Genomic DNA, 22,921 nt, shown 5'->3' with positions numbered 1-22,921 from the left:
AAGGCACCAAACCCAGCCGACGGAACGACCCGGAGGCGCCGCGGCCGCCCGGCGTTGTCCCGGGAGCATCTCCTCAGCACGGCCCTCGAGCTCCTGGACGACGTCGGGCCCGACGCCTTCAGCCTGAGAGAGCTGGCGGAACGGCTCAATTCGGGAACGGCGACCCTCTACCGGCACTTCGCGGGGAAGCACGAGATCCTCGATCTCCTGCTCGACCGGGTCTTCGCGGAGATCCCGGAGCACCTCGATGCCTCGCCCAAGGACGCCGACTGGCTGGAACGGACCCGCGCGCTCAGCGTCGCCTTCTTTCGAACGCTCGTCGCTCATCCCCGGGCCGTGCCGCTGCTCGTGGAGGGAATCCCATCCGGACCGGCGGGCCTCACCGCTCGCGAGTCCATGCTCGCGGCACTGCTGCCGACCCCGTTCCCGCCGGACGCGGGTGCCCGCGTCTACACGACGATCGCCCACTACGTGATCGGCTTCGCGACGCAGGTGGGACCGTCGCGCGCGGCGACGAGCGAGACCCCCCGAAGACCTCTCGAGCTCGACTCGGCTCGGTTCCCCGCGACGACGGCGGCCTCGCCGTTCCTCGCAGCGGACGCCGAGGAGGAATTCGCGTTCGGCCTCGAGCTAATCCTCTCCGGCCTGCGCGTCCTGGAAGTCCGAAGCCGCAGCACCCCGCCGCGACTCCAGGTGCGGGCCGCCGGAGGAGGCTCGACAGACGGCGAGCATCCCGTCAGCTCGTAGCAGGGCCGTCCTCGAGTTCGTCGGCGTCACGCAGGCGGGACATGAAGACGGCGGACAAGATCGCCACACCCGTGGCGACGGCGCCGGACACGAGGTACGGGAGGTGCAGGTCCTCTCGCGCCAGGATGCCGCCTGCGAGCGAGCCGGCCGGCATCGCACCCCACAGGATCATCCGCCAGGTCCCGTGGACGCGGCCGAGCAGCTCCGTGGGGATCATTCCCTGGCGGAACGACAGCCCCAGGACCGCGAACGACATCGCCCCGACCGAGGAGGCGAACAGTGCCGTGCCAGCGACCCACAGGTTCGGTGCCAGCCCGACGACGATCATCGGCACTGTGAACAGCAGGTTCGCCGCCGCCATCGCCGGCCCGGTCGAGAACTTCCTCCGCAGCCTCGGCGCCAGGGTGGATCCCAGGACCGCGCCGGCGGCGCTGGTCAGCATGAACAGCCCGAACAGCGGCTCCGGCAATCCGAAGCCTTGCACGAGGTAGACGACGAGGGGCCCGGTCCCGACCGCCTGGCAGAGGCTCACGACCATCGAAATCAGCAGCAGGACCCGAAGCGTCGGGTTGCTGAAGATGAAACGGAAGCCGCCCGCGAGGCCGGCGCCGCGCTTCCCTCGCGTTGCCGACGGCGACGGCTGCCGACGACCGGCGGACGATGAGAGCGCAAGGACGAGCCCCGCTGAGACAGCGAACGCAAGCACGTTGAGACCGAGCGGGATGAGAGCTGCGACCGCGAGTAGCGTCGAGGTGAACGGTCCGGCGAGGAACGTCTGCGTCACGATCTCCGACGACTCGATCCGCGAGTTGGCTTGTGCAAGGGAGGAGCGGGGGACGATGCCGGGCACAAGGGCACGGGTGGCGGTGTCGTAGACGGTCTCGCCGATTCCCAGGATGAAGATCAGGACGAGCAGACTCCAGATCTCGAGCACGCCGAGGAGCGACAGGGCCGCGAGGGCGGCCGCTGCGACGGTTCGGAGGGTATTCGCCACGGCCAACGCGGCGCGCTTGTCGACGGCGTCGACGATCGCCCCGGCCGGGACGGCGAAGACGAGCCAGGGCAGCATCACCGCGGCTCCCACCGCCGAGATGAGGAACGGGTCGTCGGTGAGCCCGAGGGCGAGCAGCGGCCCGGCGGTCCGGAGGATCCCGTCCGCCAGGCTCGAGACGATGTTCGCCGAGAAGAGGAGGCAGAAATCGCGGCCGAGGCTCGGCCGGGTCACCGGAGCGCGAGACCCTCCGACCGCATCGTGTACCGCCAGCTGTGCACCCCTCCGCTCACCTCGAACGGGCGCGGATCGGGGTGCTGCGGGAGCTCGACGTGCGCGGAGCAGCCGGGCGGCACCGTGGCGTCGACGGTCATTGTGTCTCCCTCGATCGCCCACGACACCTCCGTGTCGCCGAAAGGTGTGCGGAGTCGGAGGCGCGCGTGCCGCAGCTCCCCGCCCGGGCGCGGGGCGATCCGCATCCGACGGTAGCCGGGTTCCAGCGGAGCGAGCCCGCCGACGACCTCGTGTAGCCACTGCCCGATCGCACCGGAGGCGTAGTGGTTGAAGCTCGTCATCTCGCCCGGATTGATCGATCCGTCGGGAAGCATCGAGTCCCAGCGCTCCCAGATCGTCGTCGCCCCCATCGTCACGGGGAACAGCCACGACGGGCACTCGGTCTGCAGGACCAGACGGTACGCGTCATCGAGGTGCCCGGTGTCGGTCAGCGCCCCCGCGATGAAGGGGGTGCCCGCGAACCCGGTCGTGACGACGTGTTCCGCCTCCCGGACGAGCTCGGCGAGCCGATCGCCCGCCGCCTGCCGGGCCTCACCCTCGACCAGGCCGAAGGCGATGGCGAGCGCGTACACGGTCGGTGCGTCGCTCTCGAGGCGATCACCGCGGAGGAAGGCGCGGCGGAAGGCGGTGCCGATGCGCTCGGCGGTGGCCGCGAACTCGGCCGCGTCCGTCGCGCGCCCGAGTTCACGGGCGGCACTCTCGACGATTCGCGCCGACCGGTACACGCACGCGGTGGCGACGACGAACGGATCGGCCTTCCCCTGCGAGGGTTCGTCGGCCGGAGCATCCGGGTCGAGCCAGTCGCCGAACTGCAGGCCACGCAGGATCCCGTCCGAATCGAGGGCCAGCGCGATGCGCCGCGCGTACGACGCCATCGACGAGTAAGCCGACTCGAGTGCGGGGCGCCGCCCGTAGGCGCGCCAGGCCGCCCACGGGACCCAGGCCGCGGCATCGTGCCAAAGCGCCGCGATCGGGTAGGGCAGCTGCTTCATCCGCTCCGTCATCCCCCAGCGCTTCTCGAGCTTGAAGTTGTCGGGGACCACGAGGGGGATCATGCCGTCCGCGTGCTGCTGCTCGACGGCGAGGTCGGCGAGCCAGTCCTCGAGGAAGGATCCGACATCGTAGAGGACGACGCCCGTCTCGACGAACGCAGAGAGGTCTCCCGTCCAGCCGAGGCGCTCGTCGCGCTGCGGGCAGTCGGAGGGGACGTCGAGGAAGTTCCCGCGCATGCTCCACACGACGTTCGAGTGCAGCCTGCTCAGCAGCGGATCCGAGCACTCGAACCAGCCGATGCGCTCCAGATCGCTCGACACCACCACGGCGGTGAGGGCGGTGGCGAGCTCCTCGGCGCTCCCCGCCCACCCCGTGATCTCGGCGTATCGGAAGCCGTGGAACGTGAAGGTCGGCTCGAAGTCGTCGCGCCCCCCGCTCAGCACGAAACGGTCCGTCGCGGCCGCAGTGCGGAGAGGACGGACCCCGAGCTCGCCGTGCTCGAGGACCTCGGCGTGACGGAGCCGGATCGTCGAACCACGGGTGCCCTGCACCGTCAGCCTGATCCAGCCGACGAGGTTCTGCCCGAAATCGAGGAGGGTCGCGCCGGACGGAGCGGCCCAGATGGACACCGGTGCGACCTCCTCCTGGCGGCGCACTGGCGGGCCGATGTAGGGAGTCAGTCGCCCCTGATCGAACGGGAGTGCGACCACGGGTCTGCCCGTCGCGGCATCCTGCGTCCCCGCGGACCACGGCTCGTCCCTGAGCCCGGCGTCGATGGTCTGGCCGTCGTAGAGGTCGTCGGCGAGGACGTCCGACGGGCCGGAGCGCCACGACTCGTCGGTGACGACGGTCTGCTCGTGTCCGTCCTCGTACCGGATCAGCAGGACGAGCCACGCGGCGCGCTCCTCGCCGTACAGGGCGCGCTTCTCGACGAAGCCGAGGCGTCCCGTGTGCCAGCCGTTGCCGAGGAGGATGGCGAGATCGAAGGTCGGGCGCAGCAGTGCTCCGACCTCCCAGCGGGCGTAGCGCAGTCGCCACTCGTAGCTGCTCCACCCCGGGGTGAGAACGTCCTCGGTCACGACCGTGCCGTCGATCCTGATCTCGCAAAGGCCGAGCGCGGTCGCGAAGATCGTCGCGTCGACGACCGCCCCGTGCCCGGACTCGAGCGCGACGGTCCGCCGGAGCAGTGGCGCACTGCCGAAGTCCTCCTCGGCCGCGATCATGCGCGCGTCCCTCCGGAGGTGCCCGGGGAGCCCGGCACCCGGCGTCTCGAGGTCACTCATCGCCCACCGCCAGCAGCAGGTGCCACTGCCAGCGGTACCGGCTCTCCACGAGACGGTGCTGCGCGGTCGTGTCCGGGCCGATGCGTCCGGTGCCCATACCTCGATGCGCGACGTCCACGTGCACAACGGTGCCCTCGCGCACGGGGAGCTCCCACCAGTGGTCGACGGACTCGAGCTCGTCGACGCTGTACCGGGACGCGTTCACGTGCAGAGGTGCCGCGCTCGACAACGTCGCGACGCCGCGCCCCCCGGTCATCGTGAGGTCGACCACTCCGCTGCGCGTGCCGTTCTCCTGCGGGCGGAGGTAGGGCACCGCGAGATCGTCGATCGGTGCCGACCAGCGTCCGAGGAGCGCTCCGCTGCGGCGATCCGTGTAGTTCTCCCAGGGGCCAAAGCCGGTCCACTCCGCGTGGTCGAAGCCTTCCCTCAGCTCGAAGACGACACCGACGCGGAGGTGGTCGTGCGTCCCCTTCGCGAACCGGACGTCCTCGTCGAAGAGGTAGCCGTCCTCCGTCCTGCTGATGCGGCGGCGGTGCTCGACGCGCGCGCCGAAGGCGGCGCGGTAGACGATCGACACCTCGGTCGCCTCCTCCCCCGGCGAGACGACCGTCTCGATCGGATCGAGGCAGAAGAACCCGGAGCGGACGAACCGCTGATCGAGCGCCGCCGAGAGGTCGTTGTCGGTGAGGGCCCGCCACAGCTCGAGCCGCGGCCCTGAGCGCAGGAGCGGGTCGACGATGTCACCGCGCTCGTCGACGACGGCCGGCCCGATCCCCCGCGGGAGGACCGTCGATGGTCGCCTCAGCACGATCTGATCGAGCGCGAGCTCCGTCCCCTCCGGCGCCCAGAGCGATCCCGTCCCGGTCCTGACGATCGCCGTCAGGGCGAGCGCGGCGGGGTCGTGGATCGCGGCGAGCACCACCTCGGGGAGCGGGAGGCGCGCCTCGGAGCCCGCCGGGAGAGGCGGCAGGTCGAGCATCGTCTCCTCCCCGGAACCACCGTCGGAGCGCTCGACGCGCAGGTGCACGGTCAGCGCACCGGCATCGGCGAACGACTGCCTGTTCCACACACGGATCCTGCCGGCGTGCAGTTCTTCGGGGGACGCGGCGAAGCGGAGGGGCGCGAAGACGGCGCGCACCTCGTGCAGCGCGGGTTTCGGCGTGAGATCGGAGGCGACCAGACCGTTGAGCATTGTCGCGCCGTTGTTCGGCTCGTCGCCGAAATCACCGCCGTAGAGGCTGCGGCCGTCGCCGTCCGGATCGAGCGCGTGCTCGAGGAACTCCCAGATGAAGCCGCCCTGGAGCCCGGGAAGCGTCTCGAAGAGCTCCCAGTACTCGGCGAAGCCTCCGGTCGAGTTCCCCTGCGAGTAGGCGTACTCGCAGGTGATCAGCGGGCGATCCGCCCGGTCGTCGGTCGCGTAGGCGCGCAGGCTGGCGAAGGAGGGGTACATCGGGCAGACCACATCGCTCGCGGCCCGGCCGCCGTACCAGTCCGAGGCGACGGCGCCCTCGTACTGCACCGGTCGTGTCGGGTCCGTCCCGCGGACCCAGGCCGCCGCGGCGTCGTGAGCGGGGCCGTAGCCCGACTCGTTGCCGAGCGACCACAGGATCACGCAGGGGTGCGTGCGATCGCGCAGCACCATCCGCGCGACGCGCTCGATGATCTCGGTCAGGTAGAGCGGATCGTGGACGAGCGTCGAGGCGAAGGCGTGCGATTCGACGTCGGCCTCGTCGATGACGTAGAAGCCGATCTCGTCGCACAGGTCGAGGAACTCGGGCGAGTTCGGGTAGTGGGAGGCGCGGATCGCGTTGACGTTCGAGCGCTTGAGCAGCGACAGCTCTGCGAGCATCCGCTCGCGGCTCATGATGCGGCCCGTGGTCGGATCGATGTCGTGGCGGTTGACCCCCTGCACGAGGATGCGCGCGCCGTTCACCAGCAGATCTCGTCCCGCGATGCGGACCCGGCGGAAGCCGATCCGCCACCTGGCGGCATCGACGACCCGGCCGTCGGGGTCGAGCAGCTCGACGAGCAGATCCTCGAGATGCGGGGACTCCGCCGACCAGGGCGGCACGTCGAGATCCTCGAGCTCCAGCTCGGCCTCTCCCGGCGCGGTCAGCTGCGGGGTCACCCACCACATCGCGTCCGGGTTGGCCCGGAACTCGGGCGGGAGCTCGGCTCCCGCTGCGGCCATGCTCAGGGAGTCCATGAAGTCGTCCGGCATCCGCTGCGGCGGACGCACGCGGCGATCCCGCGACGGCTTCGGGAGCGTCTGCGTCGGCATCCGCGCCGCGACGGGGACGAGGTGCTCGCCGCCGAGGACGGCGACCCGGGCCCGGTACCCCGGCTCCTCCCGGCCGCGCAGACCGGTCGTCTGCACCGTCACGCTCAGTCGGCCGCGTCGCGTCTCGGAGTCGTAGTCGGAGACGACGACCGCATCGTGCAACCTGATCCGGGGTACCCGGTGCAGGCTGACAGGGCGCGAGACCCCGAACTGCCACCACTGGTCCTGATCCTCGAGGTAGCTCGCGGCCGACCACTTCGAGACCGCGAGCTCGAGGACGTTCGCGCCCGGGACCACGTGCTCGGTGAGGTCGAACTCGGCTTCGAGGTGCGAGTCCCCACTCGTGCCGACGTTGACACCGTTCACGGCGACGCGGAGGAATCCCTCGGCCGCACCGACCCGCAGGATCAGGCGCTGATCCCCGAGGCCCTCGACCTCGATGTCCCGCCGGTAGACGCCCATCGGGTTGCTGGTTGGGAGATCGGGGAACGCCTCAGGGAAGGGCATCGGCACGTTGGTGTAGTGCGGATGCTCGCCCCCTGCGCCTCGCATCGTCCACAGGTCCGGCACGGTGACCGGTTCCCACGGCGTACCGTCCGCTGCCGCAGCGCTCGGACGCAACTGGAACTGCCAGCCCTCGTCGAGGACGGGATCGGCGTCCCGCCGCAGCGAGCTGATCGGCAGACGGTTGACCGCGTGCAGACCCGACGTGTCGAACGGACCCTGCAGCACACTCACTTGAGCGCCCCCGCTCCGATGCCGTTGACGATGTGCCGCTGCGCGAAGAGGTAGAAGACCACGACAGGAACGATCGAGATCGTCGTCGCCGCGAGCAGGATCTGCTGCTGCGGCGTCTCCGCCGAGACGAAGCTGGTCAGCCCGCGCTGAATCGGCATGAGCGAGTCGTCGTCGAAGAGCACGAGCGCCATCAGGTACTCGTTCCAGACGCCGAGGCCCTGGACGACCGCGACCGCCGCGAGGCCCGGTCGCGCGAGCGGGAGGATGACCCGCCAGAAGATCCCGAAGGGCGAGGCGCCGTCGAGCGCCGCCGCCTCCTCGAGGTCCTTCGGCTGCGAGACGAAGAAGCCACGCATGATCAGCGTCGCGACGGGGATACCGGCCGTGATCAGGATGAGGATGTACCCGATCCGGTTGTTGGTCAGCCCGAACGCGATCATCAGCTTGTACTGCGCCAGGAACATCGCCGGGGCGGGGATGATCATGACGGCGAGGATGATCCCCGTGAAGACCGCCTTCCCGGCGAACTCCAGACGGGCGAGCGCGTAGCCCGCCATGCTCGAGATGATCAAGATGCCGATGACGGCCGCGGTCGTGTAGACCGCGCTGTTCAGCAGGTACGCGCCCAGATCGCCCTGGACCCAGGCCGTGACGTAGTTCCCCCACTGGGGATCCGACGGGAAGAAGCTCTGCCCGCTGTAGAGCTCGTCGATCGACTGCAGCGAGCCCGAGAGTAGGAAGAGGATCGGGAACAGGGCGCTCACCGTCGCGATGAGCAGCAGCAGGTACAGCGAGACCTGGTCGGCGCGGAGGCGCCGCCGCCGACCGGGTGCCACGGGTTCGCGCGGGCGATCGGGCGCGGTCAGCACAGGAGATGCCGACGCCACACGGGCTTCGGTGAGCAGATCGGTGCTGCTGCCGGGATCGTTGTTCATGCTCGTGCCTTCCTCGCGGTGTACCAGAGCTGGAGGGCGGCGAGCACCACGAGGGCTCCGCCGAAGATCACGGACATCGCCGCGGCCGTGCCGTACCGGTGGTTGGTGAAGGCCTCGGAGTAGATCAGGAGCGTCGGCACCATCGTGTTGTAGCCCGGGCCTCCATTAGTGAGGACCTGCACCGTGCCGAAGATCTGCATCGCCCCGACGATCGTGAGCAGAGTCACGATCGCGGTCACGGGAGCCAGCTGAGGCCACGTGATGAAGCGGAATCGCGCCCAGGCGCGAGCACCGTCGAGGCTCGCGGCCTCGTACAGCTCCGCGGGGATGTCCTGCAGGCCGGCCAGGAAGAGCAGGAACGCGAAGCCCCAGTGATACCAGACGAAGACGGCGGCGACGGAGGGCAGCGCCCAGGCGGGGTCGCCCAGCCAGTTCTGCTCGAGCTCGGACAGGCCGGCCACCTCGAGGATCCGATTCAGGATCCCGACGCTGGGGTTGAAGATCCACGAGAACATCAGCCCGACGACCACGACCGAGAAGACACCGGGGAGGTAGAACGCGGTGCGGAAGAACGCTCGTCCGCGGGTCGACTTGTTGACCGCGATCGCCATGGCGAGGGCGATGCCCACACCTCCGACGAAACCGATGGCGGCGAAGACGAGCACGTTCCTCATCGACGCCCAGAAGATCTCGTCCTCGAACACGCGCTGATAGTTCTCGAGCCCGACGAACGGGGTGTCCGGGCTGATCCCGTCCCACTCCTGGAAGCTGAGCAGGATGGCCTGCGCGAACGGCGCGAGGGTGAAGGCGGCGATCAGGATCACCGCGGGTGAGAGGAAGAGCCAGCCGGCGAGGTTCCTGCGGAACGCCGACCTCCCGCGCCGCGGCGTGAGCCGCGACGCAGGAGGCGCGACGACGGCCGTTGTCATGCGCTGCGGTCCTGAGCGCTCTGGACCTCTTCGAGCACCTCATCGACCGTCTTCTCACCGAGCACGAGGCTCTGCGATCCGCGGTTGATGGCGTCGACGACATCGGCGGTGAACTGGTTCTGAATGACCTGCACGTCGCCGATGGTGTCGACGAAGCCGGCGACCTGATCCGGCGCCTCGCCGGATTCGAGGAGCTCGACGTTCGTCGGGATGAGGCCGGCGGTGTCCATCAGAACCTTCTGCTGGTCCTTCTCGGTCAGCCACCTGACGAAGGCGAGCGACTCCTCGACGTGATTGCCCTTGGCGTTCACAGCGGCGCCACGGCCGGCGATCGCGGGAGCGCGGGGCGCAAGGTCGCCGTCGTCGGCGGCGGGCAGCGACATCGTCCGGTACGAGGTGAAGTCGGGTGCCGTCGCGGTAGCGACGCCGGTCGCCCACGAGCCGTCGAAGATCGCGGCGGTGTCCTTGACGTTGAAGAACGATTTCTCGACGGCCGTGTTGTCGTCCGAACCGGTCGGGAGCGCGTTGTTGGCGATGACGCCGGCGTCCCGCAGATCGGTGAAGATTTCGAAGGTGTTCCGCCAGCCGTCACTCTCCCAGCTCGCGTCGCCACCGAGGGTGTCGTTGATCTCCTCGTCGGAGAGCCAGTTGGAGGCGTACGACTGGACGAAGGTGGGCGCCAGCGAGCCGGCGACTGAGAACAATCCGTTGCCCCCTCCGGCCGACTCGCTCAGGAGGTCCGTCATCTCGCCGATGGTGGTCGGCGGAGCCTCCGGATCGATGCCCGACGTGTCGGGATTGACGAAGACGCCGTAGGTCGCGATCTCCCAGTAGGCGGCGTAGGTGCCGGCCGGGACGTCGAGGGCGTTGCCGTCCTCCCAGGCGCTGATCTCGACGACGGCGGGAGTGAACTCGTCCTTCCAGCCGCTCTCGAGCTCGGAGCTGAGGTCGAGAGCCCAGCCCGCCTTGTAGTACGGCGCCATGTCAGCGGGGCCGACGGCCGTGAAGACGTCGGGCATACTGCCGGACTGCGCCTTGGACTGGAGCTTCGAGACGTAGTCGGCGGGTCCGGGGGTGTCGAGCGTCACCGTCACTCCCGTCTCCTCGGCGTAGGTGGCGACGAGCTGCTGGAGGGCGGCCTCCTGGCCGCGGGAGTGGTTCATCATCGTCAGCTCGACGGGGCCGCCCGAGTCCGATCCGCCCCCGCTCGCCTCGGAACTGCACCCCGAGAGGACGAGGGCTGAAGCGGCCAGGAGGGAGATCGTCGCCACGCTCGATCGAGAGCGGTGACGAGGGGGGAAGGCTGCGAAGGGGCGTACGGAAGTGCTCATGTGTCCTCACCTTTGAACGACGGTCATGGAGTCCCGAGCTGCCGATGAAGCGGTTCGTGAACGGTCACGACTTTATGTTCGGCTGCTCACTCTGTCAAACGATTGCCACGCGTTCACGCGCCTGTAGACGGGCAATCGACGACGGTTAGCCGGAGGCGAGTGAAGGTCGTGGCAGGCCGTTGCGGGGTACCCCGCCCTCGAGGGGTCAGGCGACCGGACGGTTCAGAATGTTGAGCGAGCGGACGACTCGCGTAGAACGAGCTCGTGCGAGATGACGGCGTCGGGGCGGAGGTGCGTCCCTGTCGATCCTCCGGCGACCACCGCCCGGATCGCCTCGAAACCGCTGCGGGCGATCTGCTCGATGTCGACCGCGATCGTCGTCAGCGGCGGGTGCGACCATGCTGCGAAGGGTAGTCCGTCGATCCCGATGACGGCGCACTCCCGCGGAACGTCAACGCCCCGCTCGCGCAGAGCGGTTAACGCCCCGAGCGCGACGACGTCGTTGAAACCGAAGATCGCGTCTACGTCGTGCACCTCGGTGAGGAGCCCCTCGACCGCGGTTCGCCCCGCCTCCACGGTCGGCTCGTTGGCTGAGGGAAGCGGCAGCACCCGCGACTCCAGTCCGCGTTCGCCGGCGAGGCGTTCGAAGGTCCGGGCGCGCGGCGAGGTCGTCCCGGAGTCGGTCGGGCAATCGATCATCACGATCCGCCGCCGGCCCGTTGCGACGAGGTGGTCGAGCGCGGCGGCGATGCCCGCCGTATGGTCCGTGAGGATCCAGGGGTGACGCACACCGACCTGGCGGTCGAGGAGCCGGACCACGGGGATATCACCGATGAGCTCGTCGAGGACCTCGTCGCCCGCGAGGAGATAACCGACGATCGCGTCCACCTGCTCGGCGAGGAGGCGCAGAGCGCGATGCTCCTTCTGCTCGTCGCGGCCGATCTCCTGGACGAGCACCGTCCAGCCGTACTGCGCGGCGATATGGATCGTCCGGGAGGCGTACTCGGCGTAGTAGGGGTTCATCAGGTCGATGACGACGAGGCCGAGGGTGAGCGACTCCTGCTTCACCAGCCCCCGCGCGAAACGGCTCGGCCGGTACTTGAGAGCCCGCGCAGCCTCGAGCACACGGGTCTTCGTCTCATCGCTGATCCCGTACATGTCGTTCATCGCCCGGGTGACCGTCTGCCGCGAGACGCCAGCGAGCGTCGCCACGTCGCGGATCCCGACGCGCTTGCCTGTCGCGTCGTCTCGCACGATGCCGTCCACGGAGGACAGCTTATGCATCCGATTGCCGAGTCCGGTGCTTCGGCACTCGGCCCGCGTGCGGGTTCCGGGTCCAGAGCTCGGTGCGAGCAAGCGAGAACACGCCCGACTGCGTCCGACTACGGTGCGTCATGCGGTGATCAGTGCCCAGCCGTCAGCCTGGATGTTGTGACCCGTATCCAGTCTTCGGGCACAGGGTGACGACCCGGATGTTGTACCGTCCCTACTCGCGCGCTGCCGCGCGGGACAGGCCGAGCACCAAACGACCGTGTCGACGGCCACGAGCACCCACGTTTGGTCGATGCCCTGGATAGGCAGGGGCGACAAGAACGCCGCCGACGGCGCAGCCGTCGATGCCATGCGAGCGTTCCTGGGCACCGTCGATTTCTCCGGGCTCATCGTGATCGGCGAGGGCGAGAAGGACAACGCGCCCATGCTGTTCAACGGCGAACTGGTCGGCTCAGGATCGGGACCCCCCTGCGACATCGCCGTGGACCCCATCGACGGAACGTCCTTGACCGCTGCCGGACGTCAGGACGCGCTCTCGATGATCGCCGTCGCGGATCGCGGCTCGATGTTCGACCCCACCGCCGTGTTCTACATGGACAAGCTCGTCACCGGTCCCGAAGGCGTTCGAGTCGTGGACATCCGCCGGCCGATCGGCGAGAACATCCGCGCCCTCGCGCGAGCCAAGCGCAAGCCCATCGACCAGATGCGCATCGCGGTCCTCGATCGTCCTCAACACGCTCAATTGATCGATGACATCAGAGCGTCGGGAGCAACCACGCGTCTTCTGCCGGACGGCGACGTCGCCGGCGGTTTCAATGCGGCACGTCATGACTCCCGAATCGACATGTGCGTCGGTACCGGCGGTACCCCTGAGGGGATCATCACCGCCTGCGCGATCAAGGCCCTCGGCGGCGTTATCCAGGCGCTCCTGCTCCCGAAAGACGACGAGGAGCGTCATCGTGCCCTCGCCGCCGGACATGACCTCGATCGCGTCCTGCACGCCAACGATCTCGTCCGCAGTGACAACACGTACTTCGTCGCCACCGGAGTGACCGACGGTGGACTCCTTCGCGGCGTCCGTAGTGAAGGACAACTCATCAAGACGGAGAGCATTATCCTTCGCGGACGTTCCGGCACGGTCCGCCGTGTGAAGGCGGAGTATCGCGCTGAGACCTGGGTCTAGGCCTAGGGCCTCGGATTCAAGCGCCCTGGGTTTGATGGAGACTCACGCTATTTGGTTCCCACGAGCTGATCGCGTGCACCTAGAAAAAGGGGTCAGAGTTCGCCGGCCGTTGACGTCATCTCATGTCAGGTGATCTTCGGGTCCATTCGATCACGTTCGGTCGCTAGCGTCAGCGTCACCGCGCCGCCGAGGAGGGCGAGCGCCGCCGCGGAGAGATAGAGCACTAGGTACTGGGTCTCGTCGGAGGGCGCAAGACCCAGGAGCAGGGGGGCTGCAAGAGGTCCGATGGCGCTTGGAATGCGTTGCGAGAACGAGGTGATGGCGAGGAACCGCCCCGCCTCGGTCTCGCGGAAGGGTAGGACGTCGAGGATGAGGGCCTGACCGACCGAGCCGAACGCGGCGATCCCGAGGTTGGTGAGAAGCGCGCCCGTCACCAGCATCGGGAAGGTCCAGGAAAACGCGGAAACGACGCATCCGGTAGCGAAAATCATGGTTGACGCCGCCGCCCAGCTTCGTCTGGTCCCGAAGCGATCCGATACCCAGCCTCCCCCCAGTGAACCCAGGGCCGCCGAGAGGACGCCAGACGCGGAGATCACGGCCATGACCGACGAAACCTCGGCGACCGGCACGCCGAGGCGCTGCGCGTAGAAGTAGGTTCCGTACGCGACCGTTAAGAAGAGACCGAAGAAGAAAAAGAATCGACCGACCAGCGCCCAGGCGAAGGCGGGGTGGTCACGCGGGCGGAACAGAAGGCTTTTAGCGAAGCGTGGGAAGGTGAGGCGATTCTTGAAGGTGAGGTGACGGGAATCGGCCTCGGGGACGAAGAGGATGAACAACGCGACCATCACCGCACCGACCGTCGCCGGCACGAGGAAGAGCAGGAGGGCGTCCCCCGTGAACTGTCCGGCGAGGAGGATCCCGAGTACGGGAGAGACCTGGCCTGCAAGACCGGTTAGTCCAGAGACCTTCCCTCGCTGGCTCTCCGGTAGGCGATCCGCTAGCAGGTTGCCGATCGAGCCCCCCGCCGTCCCCCATCCGACGGAGGTGAGCATCCAGCCGATTCCGAGCACGATGGCGTTAGGGGCGAACGCCAGCACTGGCACCGCGGCGAGACCGATAGCGACTCCGAGCACGGTGAACGGTCGGCGTCTTCCCCATCGGGATCGTGTGCGGTCACTGACGATACCGGTCAAGGGTGCCGAGACGAGCGAGCACAGAGCACCGACTCCCAAGATGTAGCCGAGCACTTGCTCGCTCCCGGGGGCGAGCTCCGTCAGGCGCAGCGCCATGGAGAACGCCATCGGCACGACGAGTGCGAGACCGGAGCCGAAGGCGGCGACCACGATGAGGGTGATCGTCAGCCACGACACTGGGTCCTGGTCGACGACCGGCCGGGTCTCGGCCGGCGGATCGGGTTGGGTGACGGTCGCTCCGGGCACGGCTGCACCCGCTACTGCCGCATTGGCCACGGTCATACCGGGCGGCGCGGAACTCAGGTCGTCTCCGACGTCGACATTCCGTCTATCGGCCATGCGTCAGAACCTTCACCAATCCACCCTCACCAGTCGTACTCTCACCAGTCGTGGACGGTTCCGTCAGCGAGGCGGTTGTACGGGAGGTACGCCTGCGCGTACGGGTACTTCCCGGCCTCGTCGACGTTGAGCTCCACGCCGAGACCGGACTTCTCGCCCGGATGCAGCAGGCCGTTCGACCAGGTGAACGACTGCTCGAAGACCTGGTCGGTCTTCGCGCCGTGCGGCATGTACTCCTGGATCCCGAAGTTGTGGATCGCGAGCCCCAGGTGCATAGCGGCAGCCATCCCGACTGGCGAGATGTCGGTCGGTCCGTGCATTCCGGACTTGATCTGATACATCGCGGCGTAGTCGAGGGTCTTCTTGAGTGGCGAGATGCCGCCCATGTGCGTCACCGCACCTCGCACGTAGTCGATGAGCTGATCGCGGATCAGGTCCTTGAAGTCCCACACGGTGTTGAAGATCTCGCCAATCGCGAGCGGCGTCGTGGTGTGATGTCGCACGAGGCGGAGCGCCTCCTGGTTCTCAGCCGGGGTGCAGTCCTCGAGCCAGAAGAGGTCGTACGGCTCGAGACTCTTGCCGAGCTTCGCCGCCTGGATCGGCGTCATCCGGTGGTGCCCGTCGTGCAGCAGGGGGATGTCCGGGCCGAACTCGTTGCGCACGGCCTCGAACACTCCGGGCAGGTGGGTGAGGTAGGCGCGAGTGTCCCAGTCCTCCTCTGTCGGCTTCGTGCCCCGACGTGCCGGCTCGTGGTCGTAGCGGAGCTCGGCATCCGCCATCCCCTCCGCCTGCGAGGCGATGCCGTAGATGGACTTGAGGCCCGGCACACCTGTCTGGATGCGGATCGAGCGGTACCCCGCCTCGAGGTGCTCGCGCACGGAGTCGAAGAGCTCGTTGTTCGTCTTCCCCGACGCATGCCCGTAGGCCATGAGGCCGGTACGACTTGCCCCGCCCAGGAGTTGGTAGACGGGCATCCCGGCCGCCTTGCCCTTGATGTCCCAGAGCGCCATGTCGACCGCGGCGATCGCCGCCATGGTGACGGGGCCCCGACGCCAGTAGGCGCTGCGGTAGAGGAACTGCCAGGTGTCCTCGATTCTCGAGGCGTCGGCGCCGATCAGGAGCGGCACGACGTGCTCCGTCAGGTATGCGACGACGGCGAGCTCGCGCCCGTTGAGGGTCGCATCCCCGAGCCCTGTGAGCCCGTCGTCGGTCGTGATCTTGAGAGTCACGAAGTTGCGATCCGGACTCGTGACAATGACTTCCGCCTTGTCGATGATCATGCCGAGTGCTCCGTTCCGGGCTTGCGGTTTTGGAGGCCCCTCCACCGGTCGCGCAGTCCGTGCGCGGCCGACTTGGGCTTGCGGTCGCGGGTGAAGACACCCTTCTTGTTGCCGTCGATGCGATGGATGCCGACGGTCGTCTGGAAGTCGGCAAAGTTCCAGATCTGCTCGCCGACGAACGAGGGGGTGCGGTCGAAGACGCGGTGATGCATCGCGAGGTAGTCGCGCTGGTACTCCTCGGTCCACGGCACGTTCCACAGCGAGTGCAGCCCTGAGAGCGTGTCGACGCCGTACTCGGCCATCATGATCGGCTTGCCGTACTTGTCGGCCCATCCGCGGAGGTCGTGCTCGAGGTACTTCTCCGCGGTCTCGAGATCGCCGATCGCGACGTACCAGCCGTAGTAGCGGTTGAGGCAGATGACGTCGAGGAGATCCGCGACCTTGTCGTTCTCGAAGGTGGCGAACATGACCTCGGCGATGGTGACCGGCCTCGTCGGATCGAGCTCCCGGGTGAGGGCGATCAGCGGCTCGAAGTACTCTCTCGCGCCGTCCTCGTTCGACGCCGGCTCGTTGGCGACGCACCACATGACGACGCTGGGGTGGTTCTTGTCGCGCGCGATCAACTCTCGGATGTGCTGCGCGTGAGCGGCCTGCGTCTGGTCGTTGCAGCCGTCGGGGGCGAAGGTCGGCGTGACCGGAGCGCCGGACAGCCCGCCCGTGACGCCGAGGTTGAGCCCGACCGCGGCGGTCTCGTCGATCACCACGATGCCGTGGCGGTCGGCGAAGTCGAGTACCTCCTCGGCGTAGGGGTAGTGCGAGGTGCGGAACGAGTTGGCTCCGATCCAGTCAAGGAGCTGGAAGTCGTGCACGAGGTAGGCGTCGTCGTGACCCTTGCCCCGGATAGCGGTGTCCTCGTGCTTGCCGAAGCCGGTGAAGTAGAACGGCTCCCCGTTGATAAGGAACTGCTCGCCGCGCACCTCAACGGTGCGGACCCCGACGGCGAGAGTGAAGCCGTCGACGACCTCGTCGCCGTCGACGATCTCGGCGGTGAGGTCGTAGAGGTAGGCGGCTCCGGGTTGCCACAGCTGCACGTCGGTCACTTGAAGAGTGCCGGATGCACCCGAGGACTCGGCGACCGTCACGCCCGCGGCATCTGCGAGACGCACCCGCACGGCGGCACCCGTGCCGTCGCCACCGGTCGAGTCGACCGTGTAGTGCACGAGGCCGGTCGAGCCGTCGACGGTGGTGGTCACCGTGATGTCGTCGAGGTGGAGGGTCGGCGTCGAGTAGAGCCAGACGGAGCGGGCGAGACCGGCGTAGTTGTAGAAGTCGTGGAGATACGCCTGCTTTTCCTTGCCGTCGGGACCTGTCGTCACCGTGCCCGGCGGGATCGTCACGTTGGTGAGCCGGTTGTCGACGCCGATCGTCAGACGGACGGCCTGCCCTGCCTCGACGACGTCGGTCAGGTCGGCCTCGAAGGGGGTGTATCCCCCGACGTGCTCGGCGACCAGGGCGTCGTCGACGTAGACGAACCCGGCATGGGTCGCGGCATCTACCCTCAGCACGATGCGCTCGCCGCGCCAGCCGCGGGGCACCCGCACCGTGCGCTGGTACCAGACCAGGCCCACGTGCCCCCGGATCGCGGAGTCGATGAACTGGTCGTTGAAGCTCGCAGGCACGGCGGCCTCGAGCGCGCCCGGCAGCACCGAGCTCCAGGGGGCGTTCAGGTCGGGGAAGTCGATGGCGAATCGCCACGTTCCGTCGAGGTTGATCAGGTCGCGTGTGGCGGTTGCCTGCGGCTTCAACATGTGTCGGTCCTCAATCGTTCGGGGTGAAGGTCAGATCCCAGGCCCACGTGTAGTGGTCGCCTCGGAGTCGGTATCGGGGACGGGTGTCGGGGCCCAGCAGGGCCGTGCCGACGCCGCGGTGCGCGATGTCGAGGTGCACGATGGTGCGCTCGCTCTCGGGCAGCTTCCACCAGTGCGTGGTCTCTTCGAGCTCCTCGACCGTGAACCGCGACACGCTCGCGTGTAGCGGCTGCTCCGAGCGCGCTCGCGCGAGGCCCGACGCACCCGAGATCTGGAGTTCGTCGATGCCGCCGCGCGTGCCGTTCTCCTGCGGAATCAAGTACGGGGTCGCGAGGTCGTCGATCGAGCTCGTCCATCGACCGTGCAGGGCGGAGTCGCTGCGGTCGGGGTAGTTCTCCCACGGGCCCAGGCCGACCCAGCTCGCATCGGTGTAGGCGCCTTCTAGCTCGAACTCGACGCCCACGCGCAATCCGTCGGTGGTTCCCGGGGGGAGTGTCACCTGCTCCTCGAATCGGAATCCGCCGTCGATGGCGCTGATGCGACGGGCGTGCACGACCTCCTCGTCCCAGGCGGTGCCGTAGCGGATGATCACTTCCACCGCGTCGCCGACTCGCTCGACGTCGACCGAGCGCTCGATCAGCGAGAAGAAGCCCGACCTCACGAAGCGCTTGTCGAGCGCGAAGGAGCTGTCGTTGTCGATCAACGCCCGCCAGAGGCACAGCCGCGGGCCGCTCTTAAGGAGAGCGTGCTCGACGGTGCCGTCCGCGGTTACTGCGACCTCCGCGGTGCCGCTCGGCAGAAGCAGCGGCCGGCGCGGCAGCACCACCTGCTCGACGGAGAGCTCGGTGCCCGCTGTCGCCCAGATCGACTCCGACGCCGTGCTCACGATGAGCGACAACGCCAGCGCGTCGTCGCCCGCGAGAAGCTGCACGACCGACGGCGGGATTGCGACGGTGTCCTCGCTGCCTGCCGCGAGGGCGACCTCGACCTCGACCGGAGCGGTCCGCCCCGCGCGGGTCTCGATCACCAGGTCGAAGCGGAGGTCGCTCAGATCGGCGAAGTGCCTCCGGCTGCGCACGCGTATGACGCCCTCGAGTGCGGAGGCGGCATCCGAGGTGATTTTCACCGGGCTGAAGATGCCCCGCATCTCGTACATCGCCGGCTTCGGTGTGGCATCCGAGAAGGCGATGCCGTTCAGCATGGTCGCCCCGTTGTGGCCCTCGTCGCCGAAGTCGCCGCCGTACTTCGGCCTGCCGCTGCCGTCGGGGTCGAGCGCGTGGTCGGTGAATTCCCAGATGAAGCCGCCCTGCAGGGCCGGCATCGTCTCGAACATGCGCCAGTACTCGGCGAGCCCGCCGGTGGCATTGCCCTGTGAGTACGCGTACTCCGAGAGGATCAGCGGCCGGTCGGTTCGCTCGTCGTTCGCGTAGCCCTCGAGAGCGGCGAACGACGGATACATCGCGCCGACGATGTCGGTCACATCCCGCCCGCCGTGCCAGTCAAGGGAGATCCCGCCCTCGTAGTGGACGGGGCGGGACGGGTCGGCCTCGCGTACCCACGCTGCGGCCGCGGTGAGGGCCGCGCCGTGACCGGACTCGTTGCCGAGCGACCAGACGATCACCGACGGGTGGTTGCGGTCGCGCACGACCATGCGCGACACGCGCTCGACGATCGGCGGGAGGTATCGCGGGTCGTCGGGGATGATCGACGCGAATCCGTGCGCCTCGACGTCCGCCTCGTCGACGACGTAGAAGCCGATTTCATCGCAGAGGTCGAGGAACTCGGGAGCATTCGGATAGTGCGCCGTGCGGATGGCGTTGACGTTGAACTGCTTCAGCAGCGAGAGCTCGTTCAGCATGCGCTCATGGCTGATCACCCGCCCAGTGCGGTCGTCGATGTCGTGCCGGTCGACGCCCTGGATGAGCACGCGCTTACCGTTGACGAGGAGGTCCTTGCCGACGATCCGCACCGTACGGAAGCCGACTTGCACTGCGACGGAGTCGACTTCGACTCCGTCCGGGTCGAGCAGCGTGACCGTGACGCCGTAGAGCGTCGGGCGCTCCGCCGACCAGGGCGTGACGTCGACCGTGCCGATAGCAATCTTCGACGTGCCGGCGATGCCGAAGCTCGGCATGGTCATCGCGTTCATGTTCGGCATGGCCCGGAACTCGGTCGGGATGGGCGCGCTCGCTGCCTGGATGCTCAGCAGGTCCATGAAGTCGTCGGGCATCATTGGCGCGGGGCGGGTCTCCCGCCCCTTCGCCGGCTTCGGGAGGGTGGGGGCGGCGACCCGTGGCGCGACGTCCCTCTCGTGCGAGTCGCCCTGGAACTCGACCCTGACCCGGTACCCGCCGTCGGTGCGCTGCCCGAGGCCGTGGGTCGTGACGTCGAGAGACAGCGTTCCCGACGCCTCGATGTGGTCCCACTCGGCATGCGCCACGACGTCGGCGATGCGGATGCTCGGCACCAGCGAGATCCAGACCGAGCGCGAGATCCCCGCGTGCCACCACTGGTCTTGATCTTCGAGGTAGCTCTCCACCGACCACTTGGCGACGATCAGCTCGACCTCGTTGACTCCGTCGCGCATGGCATCCGTGACGTCGAACTCCGCCTCGAGATGCGAGTCGGTGCTCGGCGCGAACGCGACGCCGTTGACGACGACGGTGAGCTGGCCCTCGGCGGCTCCGACGTGCAGGATCGCGCGCGTCCCGGGCTCGACGCCCAGTTCGACCGTGCGCCGGTAGACGCCGGTCGGGTTCTTCTCCGGGACCATCGGCGGCACCTCGTCGAAGGGCATCGGCACGTTCGTGTAGAACGGTCGGTCCACCTCCGACGTCATCGTCCAGAGCGAGGGCACCTCCGCCTGCTCCCACGCCTCCGAACGCGGCGCGGCCGGGTTCGGCAGCAGCTGGAACTGCCAGCTGCCGTCGAGGGAAATGCTCGGTGCACGCCGGATCGCGTGGATGGGCTCCCGCTCTTTCGGTGCCGGACGGGTGGTCGTCGCGGTCCCGGGAGGGGTCTCGGCTTCGAGGATGGTCATGATGTCTCCTGGTCCTGGCCCGCGGCGACGAGCAGTTTTTTGAGGGAATCGAGGGTGCGGAACACGGCGACCGTGTCGGACGCGGAGTGAACGGGATGCTCGATCAGGCCGTCGTCGATTGCCTGCGCGACGGCGCGCAGCATCGGCACGTAGCCGTTCCCCTCCTTGTCGAGCGCCAGCAGCGTCGGTGTCACGAAGATCGCCTCCGCGGTGCCGGCGTGCAGCTCGAGGGCGGTTGTCGACCAGAACGGAGCGGGAAGGGTCATCCATCCCGCGGTGCCGCTGATGGAGGCCGACAGGTCGGCGAAGCCGAGCATGCCGCACGCACCGTGGGCGAAGGCTCCCCCGTCGAACTCAAGGGTGAAATGCGCTTCGGTGTCGAGCCCGTCGGTTCGCACGGACCCTGTGGCGTGGATCGTGGTCGGCTCACCGAGCACGGTGTGCGCGAGAGTCACGGGGTAGATCCCCTGGTCGAGCAGCGTGCTGCCGCTTCGAGCCACGTCCCATCGGCTGCCGCCGTCCTTCGGGAAGGGAACCGAGAATCCGGCGCGGACGCTGCGGGGGATTCCGATGAGCCCCGCGGCGATCTCCTCGTGGAGTCGGCGGAAGGCGGGATTGAACTTCATCCACATCCCCTCCATCAGGAAGACGCCGTTCTCCGAGGCCAGGGCGAACAGCTCGTCTGCCTCGCGGGCGTTCAGAGCCATCGGCTTCTCCACCAGCACGTGCTTGCCGGCGATGAGCGCCCGCCGGGTCATCCCCGCGTGTGTCGCGAACGGCGTCGAGAGGTAGAGCGCGTCGACGGAGGCATCCGCCAGCACCGCGTCGTAGTCGGTCGTCCAGGAGGGGATGCCGTGTTCATCGGCGAACCGCTCCGTCCTCTCGGCATCACGGCCGTGCAAGAGCACGATCTCGACGCCGTCGACGGATGCGAGATCCGGCACGACGCTCTGCGAGATCCTCCCAGTGCCGACGACCGCCCACCGCTGAGCCTTCACGGGCGCGATGCTCCTACGGCCGCGCCGTTGTCTTTCGCGACGGACCCGAGCCAGGTGAGGCTCGGCTTGGGCGTGCGCACGAAGGTGGTGCGGTCGACGGCGATCAAGCCGAAGGTCGGCGCCCAGTGGCCCCACTCGAAGTTGTCGAGGAGAGTCCAGTGCAGGTAACCGCGCACGTCGATGCCGTCGGCGATCGCCCCGGCCAGTGCCTCAAGCGCTCCCTCGGTGTAGGCGATGCGCTGCGTGTCGTCGGAGGTGGCGATTCCGTTCTCGGTGACCAGGATCGGCACTCCGCCGGTGACCTCCCAGGCATGGCGGGCGGCGATGCCGAGGGCGTCTGGGCGATAGGGCGTGCCGACGAGGGTGTCGTCAGACTTCGGCTCATGCGGCACCAGGCCGTCGGGCCCGACGGTCAAGGTCGAGTAGGACTGCACGCCGATGAAGTCGTCGCCTCTCGCCGCCTCCAGGTACACGTCCTCCCAGATGCGGCTCAACTCGTCCGCCTTCTCCTGGCCGCCCGGCAGCGCCTCGTACGCCCGGTTCGCGACAGTCCATCCGACCTTCGCGCCGGTGCGGCTGCGCACGAGGTCGCGCACCGCGTGATGCGCGTCGATGAGGCGCTGCCCAACCTCGAGGTCGGGCGGGGGCAGCTGGGGGCGCGCACCCGCCGCACCGGCCTCGCCCTCCACCGTCGGGCTCATCCACTTCTTCGTCGCCTTGGGATCGGCGACCCTGCGCGACATCCCGGTCATCATCGCGAGCATGTTCGGCTCGTTCATCGTCGCGACCCACTCGACGCCGTCGAGGATGCCGGTCACCGCCTCCGCATAAGCCGTGAAGCGATCGACCGTGGAGTCCGACAGCCAGCCGCCCTCGTCGGCGAGCCACCGGGGATTGGTGAAGTGGTGCAGCGTCACGACCGGGGTGAGTCCGAGCTGCAGCGCCGTGTCAATCATGCGGCGGTAGTGTGCGAGCTCGGCATTCGAGATCATCCCCGGGCGGGGCTCGATGCGCGCCCACTCGACGCCGAACCGGTACGACGTGTAGCCGGCATCCGCCAGCAGCCTCATGTCCTCGGGGTAGCGGTGGTAGCTGTCGCAGGCATCGCCGCTGAACTCCATGCCGGGCACCCGGCCCTCGTTCGCCCAGAAGTCGCTGCCTACGTTGTTGCCCTCGATCTGGTGCGGCGCGGAGGACGCCCCCCAGAGGAAGCCGTCAGGGAAAGTGGTCATCGTCGATCCATCCTTGGTAACCGGTTGCCATAAGCTAGCATGAAACTACTAGCC

General features: G+C 68.3%; 15 protein-coding genes. 2 read left to right on the top strand and 13 right to left on the bottom strand.

Annotated features, from left to right (window positions below; translation table 11 throughout):
• Nucleotides 1–54 precede the first annotated feature (54 nt).
• Nucleotides 55–747, top strand: coding sequence for a TetR/AcrR family transcriptional regulator (locus tag C1I63_RS18135; RefSeq protein ID WP_159989496.1), 693 nt, complete (start codon nucleotides 55–57; stop codon nucleotides 745–747).
• Here C1I63_RS18135 and C1I63_RS18130 read toward each other — a convergent pair.
• The 7 genes from C1I63_RS18130 to C1I63_RS18100 all read right to left on the bottom strand — a co-directional run bounded on the left by C1I63_RS18130 (nucleotide 737) and on the right by C1I63_RS18100 (nucleotide 11,788).
• Nucleotides 737–1,972 carry an MFS transporter gene (locus tag C1I63_RS18130; protein WP_159989495.1) on the bottom strand — a complete coding sequence of 412 codons (1,236 nt, stop codon included), beginning with the start codon at nucleotides 1,970–1,972 and terminating at the stop codon, nucleotides 737–739. The two genes, C1I63_RS18135 and C1I63_RS18130, sit on opposite strands and share 11 nt — an antisense overlap.
• The gene (locus tag C1I63_RS18125; RefSeq protein WP_211315688.1) at nucleotides 1,969–4,308 is read right to left on the bottom strand and encodes an alpha-L-rhamnosidase; all 2,340 of its coding nucleotides are present in this window, start codon (nucleotides 4,306–4,308) and stop codon (nucleotides 1,969–1,971) included. The genes C1I63_RS18130 and C1I63_RS18125 overlap by 4 nt, the downstream gene beginning before the upstream one ends.
• Complete coding sequence (locus tag C1I63_RS18120; protein ID WP_107575974.1) at nucleotides 4,301–7,327, bottom strand: glycoside hydrolase family 2 TIM barrel-domain containing protein; 3,027 nt, start codon at nucleotides 7,325–7,327, stop codon at nucleotides 4,301–4,303. The genes C1I63_RS18125 and C1I63_RS18120 overlap by 8 nt, the downstream gene beginning before the upstream one ends.
• Complete coding sequence (locus C1I63_RS18115; protein ID WP_107575973.1) at nucleotides 7,324–8,262, bottom strand: carbohydrate ABC transporter permease; 939 nt, start codon at nucleotides 8,260–8,262, stop codon at nucleotides 7,324–7,326. Before C1I63_RS18115 ends, C1I63_RS18120 begins: the two co-directional genes overlap by 4 nt.
• Nucleotides 8,259–9,191, bottom strand: a complete 933-nt coding sequence (locus tag C1I63_RS18110) for a carbohydrate ABC transporter permease (RefSeq protein WP_107575972.1) — start codon at nucleotides 9,189–9,191, stop codon at nucleotides 8,259–8,261. Before C1I63_RS18110 ends, C1I63_RS18115 begins: the two co-directional genes overlap by 4 nt.
• Nucleotides 9,188–10,462, bottom strand: a complete 1,275-nt coding sequence (locus tag C1I63_RS18105; RefSeq protein ID WP_159989494.1) for an ABC transporter substrate-binding protein — start codon at nucleotides 10,460–10,462, stop codon at nucleotides 9,188–9,190. The genes C1I63_RS18110 and C1I63_RS18105 overlap by 4 nt, the downstream gene beginning before the upstream one ends.
• A 282-nt stretch (nucleotides 10,463–10,744) precedes the next feature.
• The gene (locus tag C1I63_RS18100; RefSeq protein WP_159989493.1) at nucleotides 10,745–11,788 is read right to left on the bottom strand and encodes a LacI family DNA-binding transcriptional regulator; all 1,044 of its coding nucleotides are present in this window, start codon (nucleotides 11,786–11,788) and stop codon (nucleotides 10,745–10,747) included.
• Between the two features lie 298 nt (nucleotides 11,789–12,086).
• Here C1I63_RS18100 and glpX point away from each other — a divergent pair, with 298 nt between their 5' ends.
• Nucleotides 12,087–12,977, top strand: a complete 891-nt coding sequence (gene glpX, locus C1I63_RS18095) for a class II fructose-bisphosphatase (protein WP_107575969.1) — start codon at nucleotides 12,087–12,089, stop codon at nucleotides 12,975–12,977.
• A gap of 125 nt (nucleotides 12,978–13,102) precedes the next feature.
• On the opposite strand, the gene C1I63_RS18090 is transcribed toward glpX, so the two are convergent.
• Genes C1I63_RS18090 through C1I63_RS18065 form a run of 6 tightly spaced genes read right to left on the bottom strand, consistent with a single transcriptional unit; the run spans nucleotide 13,103 to nucleotide 22,867 of the window.
• Nucleotides 13,103–14,509, bottom strand: coding sequence for an MFS transporter (locus tag C1I63_RS18090; RefSeq protein ID WP_107575968.1), 1,407 nt, complete (start codon nucleotides 14,507–14,509; stop codon nucleotides 13,103–13,105).
• Between the two features lie 41 nt (nucleotides 14,510–14,550).
• Nucleotides 14,551–15,789 carry a D-mannonate dehydratase ManD gene (gene manD, locus C1I63_RS18085; protein WP_107575967.1) on the bottom strand — a complete coding sequence of 413 codons (1,239 nt, stop codon included), beginning with the start codon at nucleotides 15,787–15,789 and terminating at the stop codon, nucleotides 14,551–14,553.
• Nucleotides 15,786–17,597, bottom strand: a complete 1,812-nt coding sequence (gene uidA, locus C1I63_RS18080) for a beta-glucuronidase (RefSeq protein WP_107575966.1) — start codon at nucleotides 17,595–17,597, stop codon at nucleotides 15,786–15,788. The genes manD and uidA overlap by 4 nt, the downstream gene beginning before the upstream one ends.
• Before the next feature lie 10 nt (nucleotides 17,598–17,607).
• Nucleotides 17,608–20,637, bottom strand: a complete 3,030-nt coding sequence (locus C1I63_RS18075; protein ID WP_107575965.1) for a glycoside hydrolase family 2 TIM barrel-domain containing protein — start codon at nucleotides 20,635–20,637, stop codon at nucleotides 17,608–17,610.
• A complete protein-coding gene (locus C1I63_RS18070; RefSeq protein ID WP_159989492.1) occupies nucleotides 20,634–21,635 on the bottom strand; it encodes a Gfo/Idh/MocA family protein in 1,002 nt (333 codons plus the stop codon). The genes C1I63_RS18075 and C1I63_RS18070 overlap by 4 nt, the downstream gene beginning before the upstream one ends.
• Nucleotides 21,632–22,867: a glycoside hydrolase family 1 protein gene (locus tag C1I63_RS18065; protein WP_107575964.1), complete on the bottom strand. Its 1,236-nt coding sequence runs from the start codon at nucleotides 22,865–22,867 to the stop codon at nucleotides 21,632–21,634. Before C1I63_RS18065 ends, C1I63_RS18070 begins: the two co-directional genes overlap by 4 nt.
• Nucleotides 22,868–22,921 lie beyond the last annotated feature (54 nt).

It is taken from the genome of Rathayibacter caricis DSM 15933, assembly GCF_003044275.1.
Classification (GTDB): Bacteria; Actinomycetota; Actinomycetes; order Actinomycetales; family Microbacteriaceae; genus Rathayibacter; species Rathayibacter caricis.
The sequence above is the reverse complement of the archived record's forward strand: the minus strand, read 5'-3'. Positions and strand labels throughout refer to the sequence as shown.

What these genes read in the sequence shown, in the direction of transcription:
- C1I63_RS18125 (WP_211315688.1), bottom strand. Translation starts at nt 4,308, where the DNA reads ATGAGTGACCTCGAGACGCCGGGTGCCGGGCTCCCCGGGCACCTCCGG.
- C1I63_RS18115 (WP_107575973.1), bottom strand. Translation starts at nt 8,262, where the DNA reads ATGAACAACGATCCCGGCAGCAGCACCGATCTGCTCACCGAAGCCCGT.
- C1I63_RS18110 (WP_107575972.1), bottom strand. Translation starts at nt 9,191, where the DNA reads ATGACAACGGCCGTCGTCGCGCCTCCTGCGTCGCGGCTCACGCCGCGG.
- glpX (WP_107575969.1), top strand. Translation starts at nt 12,087, where the DNA reads ATGCCCTGGATAGGCAGGGGCGACAAGAACGCCGCCGACGGCGCAGCC.
- C1I63_RS18090 (WP_107575968.1), bottom strand. Translation starts at nt 14,509, where the DNA reads ATGGCCGATAGACGGAATGTCGACGTCGGAGACGACCTGAGTTCCGCG.
- manD (WP_107575967.1), bottom strand. Translation starts at nt 15,789, where the DNA reads ATGATCATCGACAAGGCGGAAGTCATTGTCACGAGTCCGGATCGCAAC.
- uidA (WP_107575966.1), bottom strand. Translation starts at nt 17,597, where the DNA reads ATGTTGAAGCCGCAGGCAACCGCCACACGCGACCTGATCAACCTCGAC.
- C1I63_RS18075 (WP_107575965.1), bottom strand. Translation starts at nt 20,637, where the DNA reads ATGACCATCCTCGAAGCCGAGACCCCTCCCGGGACCGCGACGACCACC.
- C1I63_RS18065 (WP_107575964.1), bottom strand. Translation starts at nt 22,867, where the DNA reads ATGACCACTTTCCCTGACGGCTTCCTCTGGGGGGCGTCCTCCGCGCCG.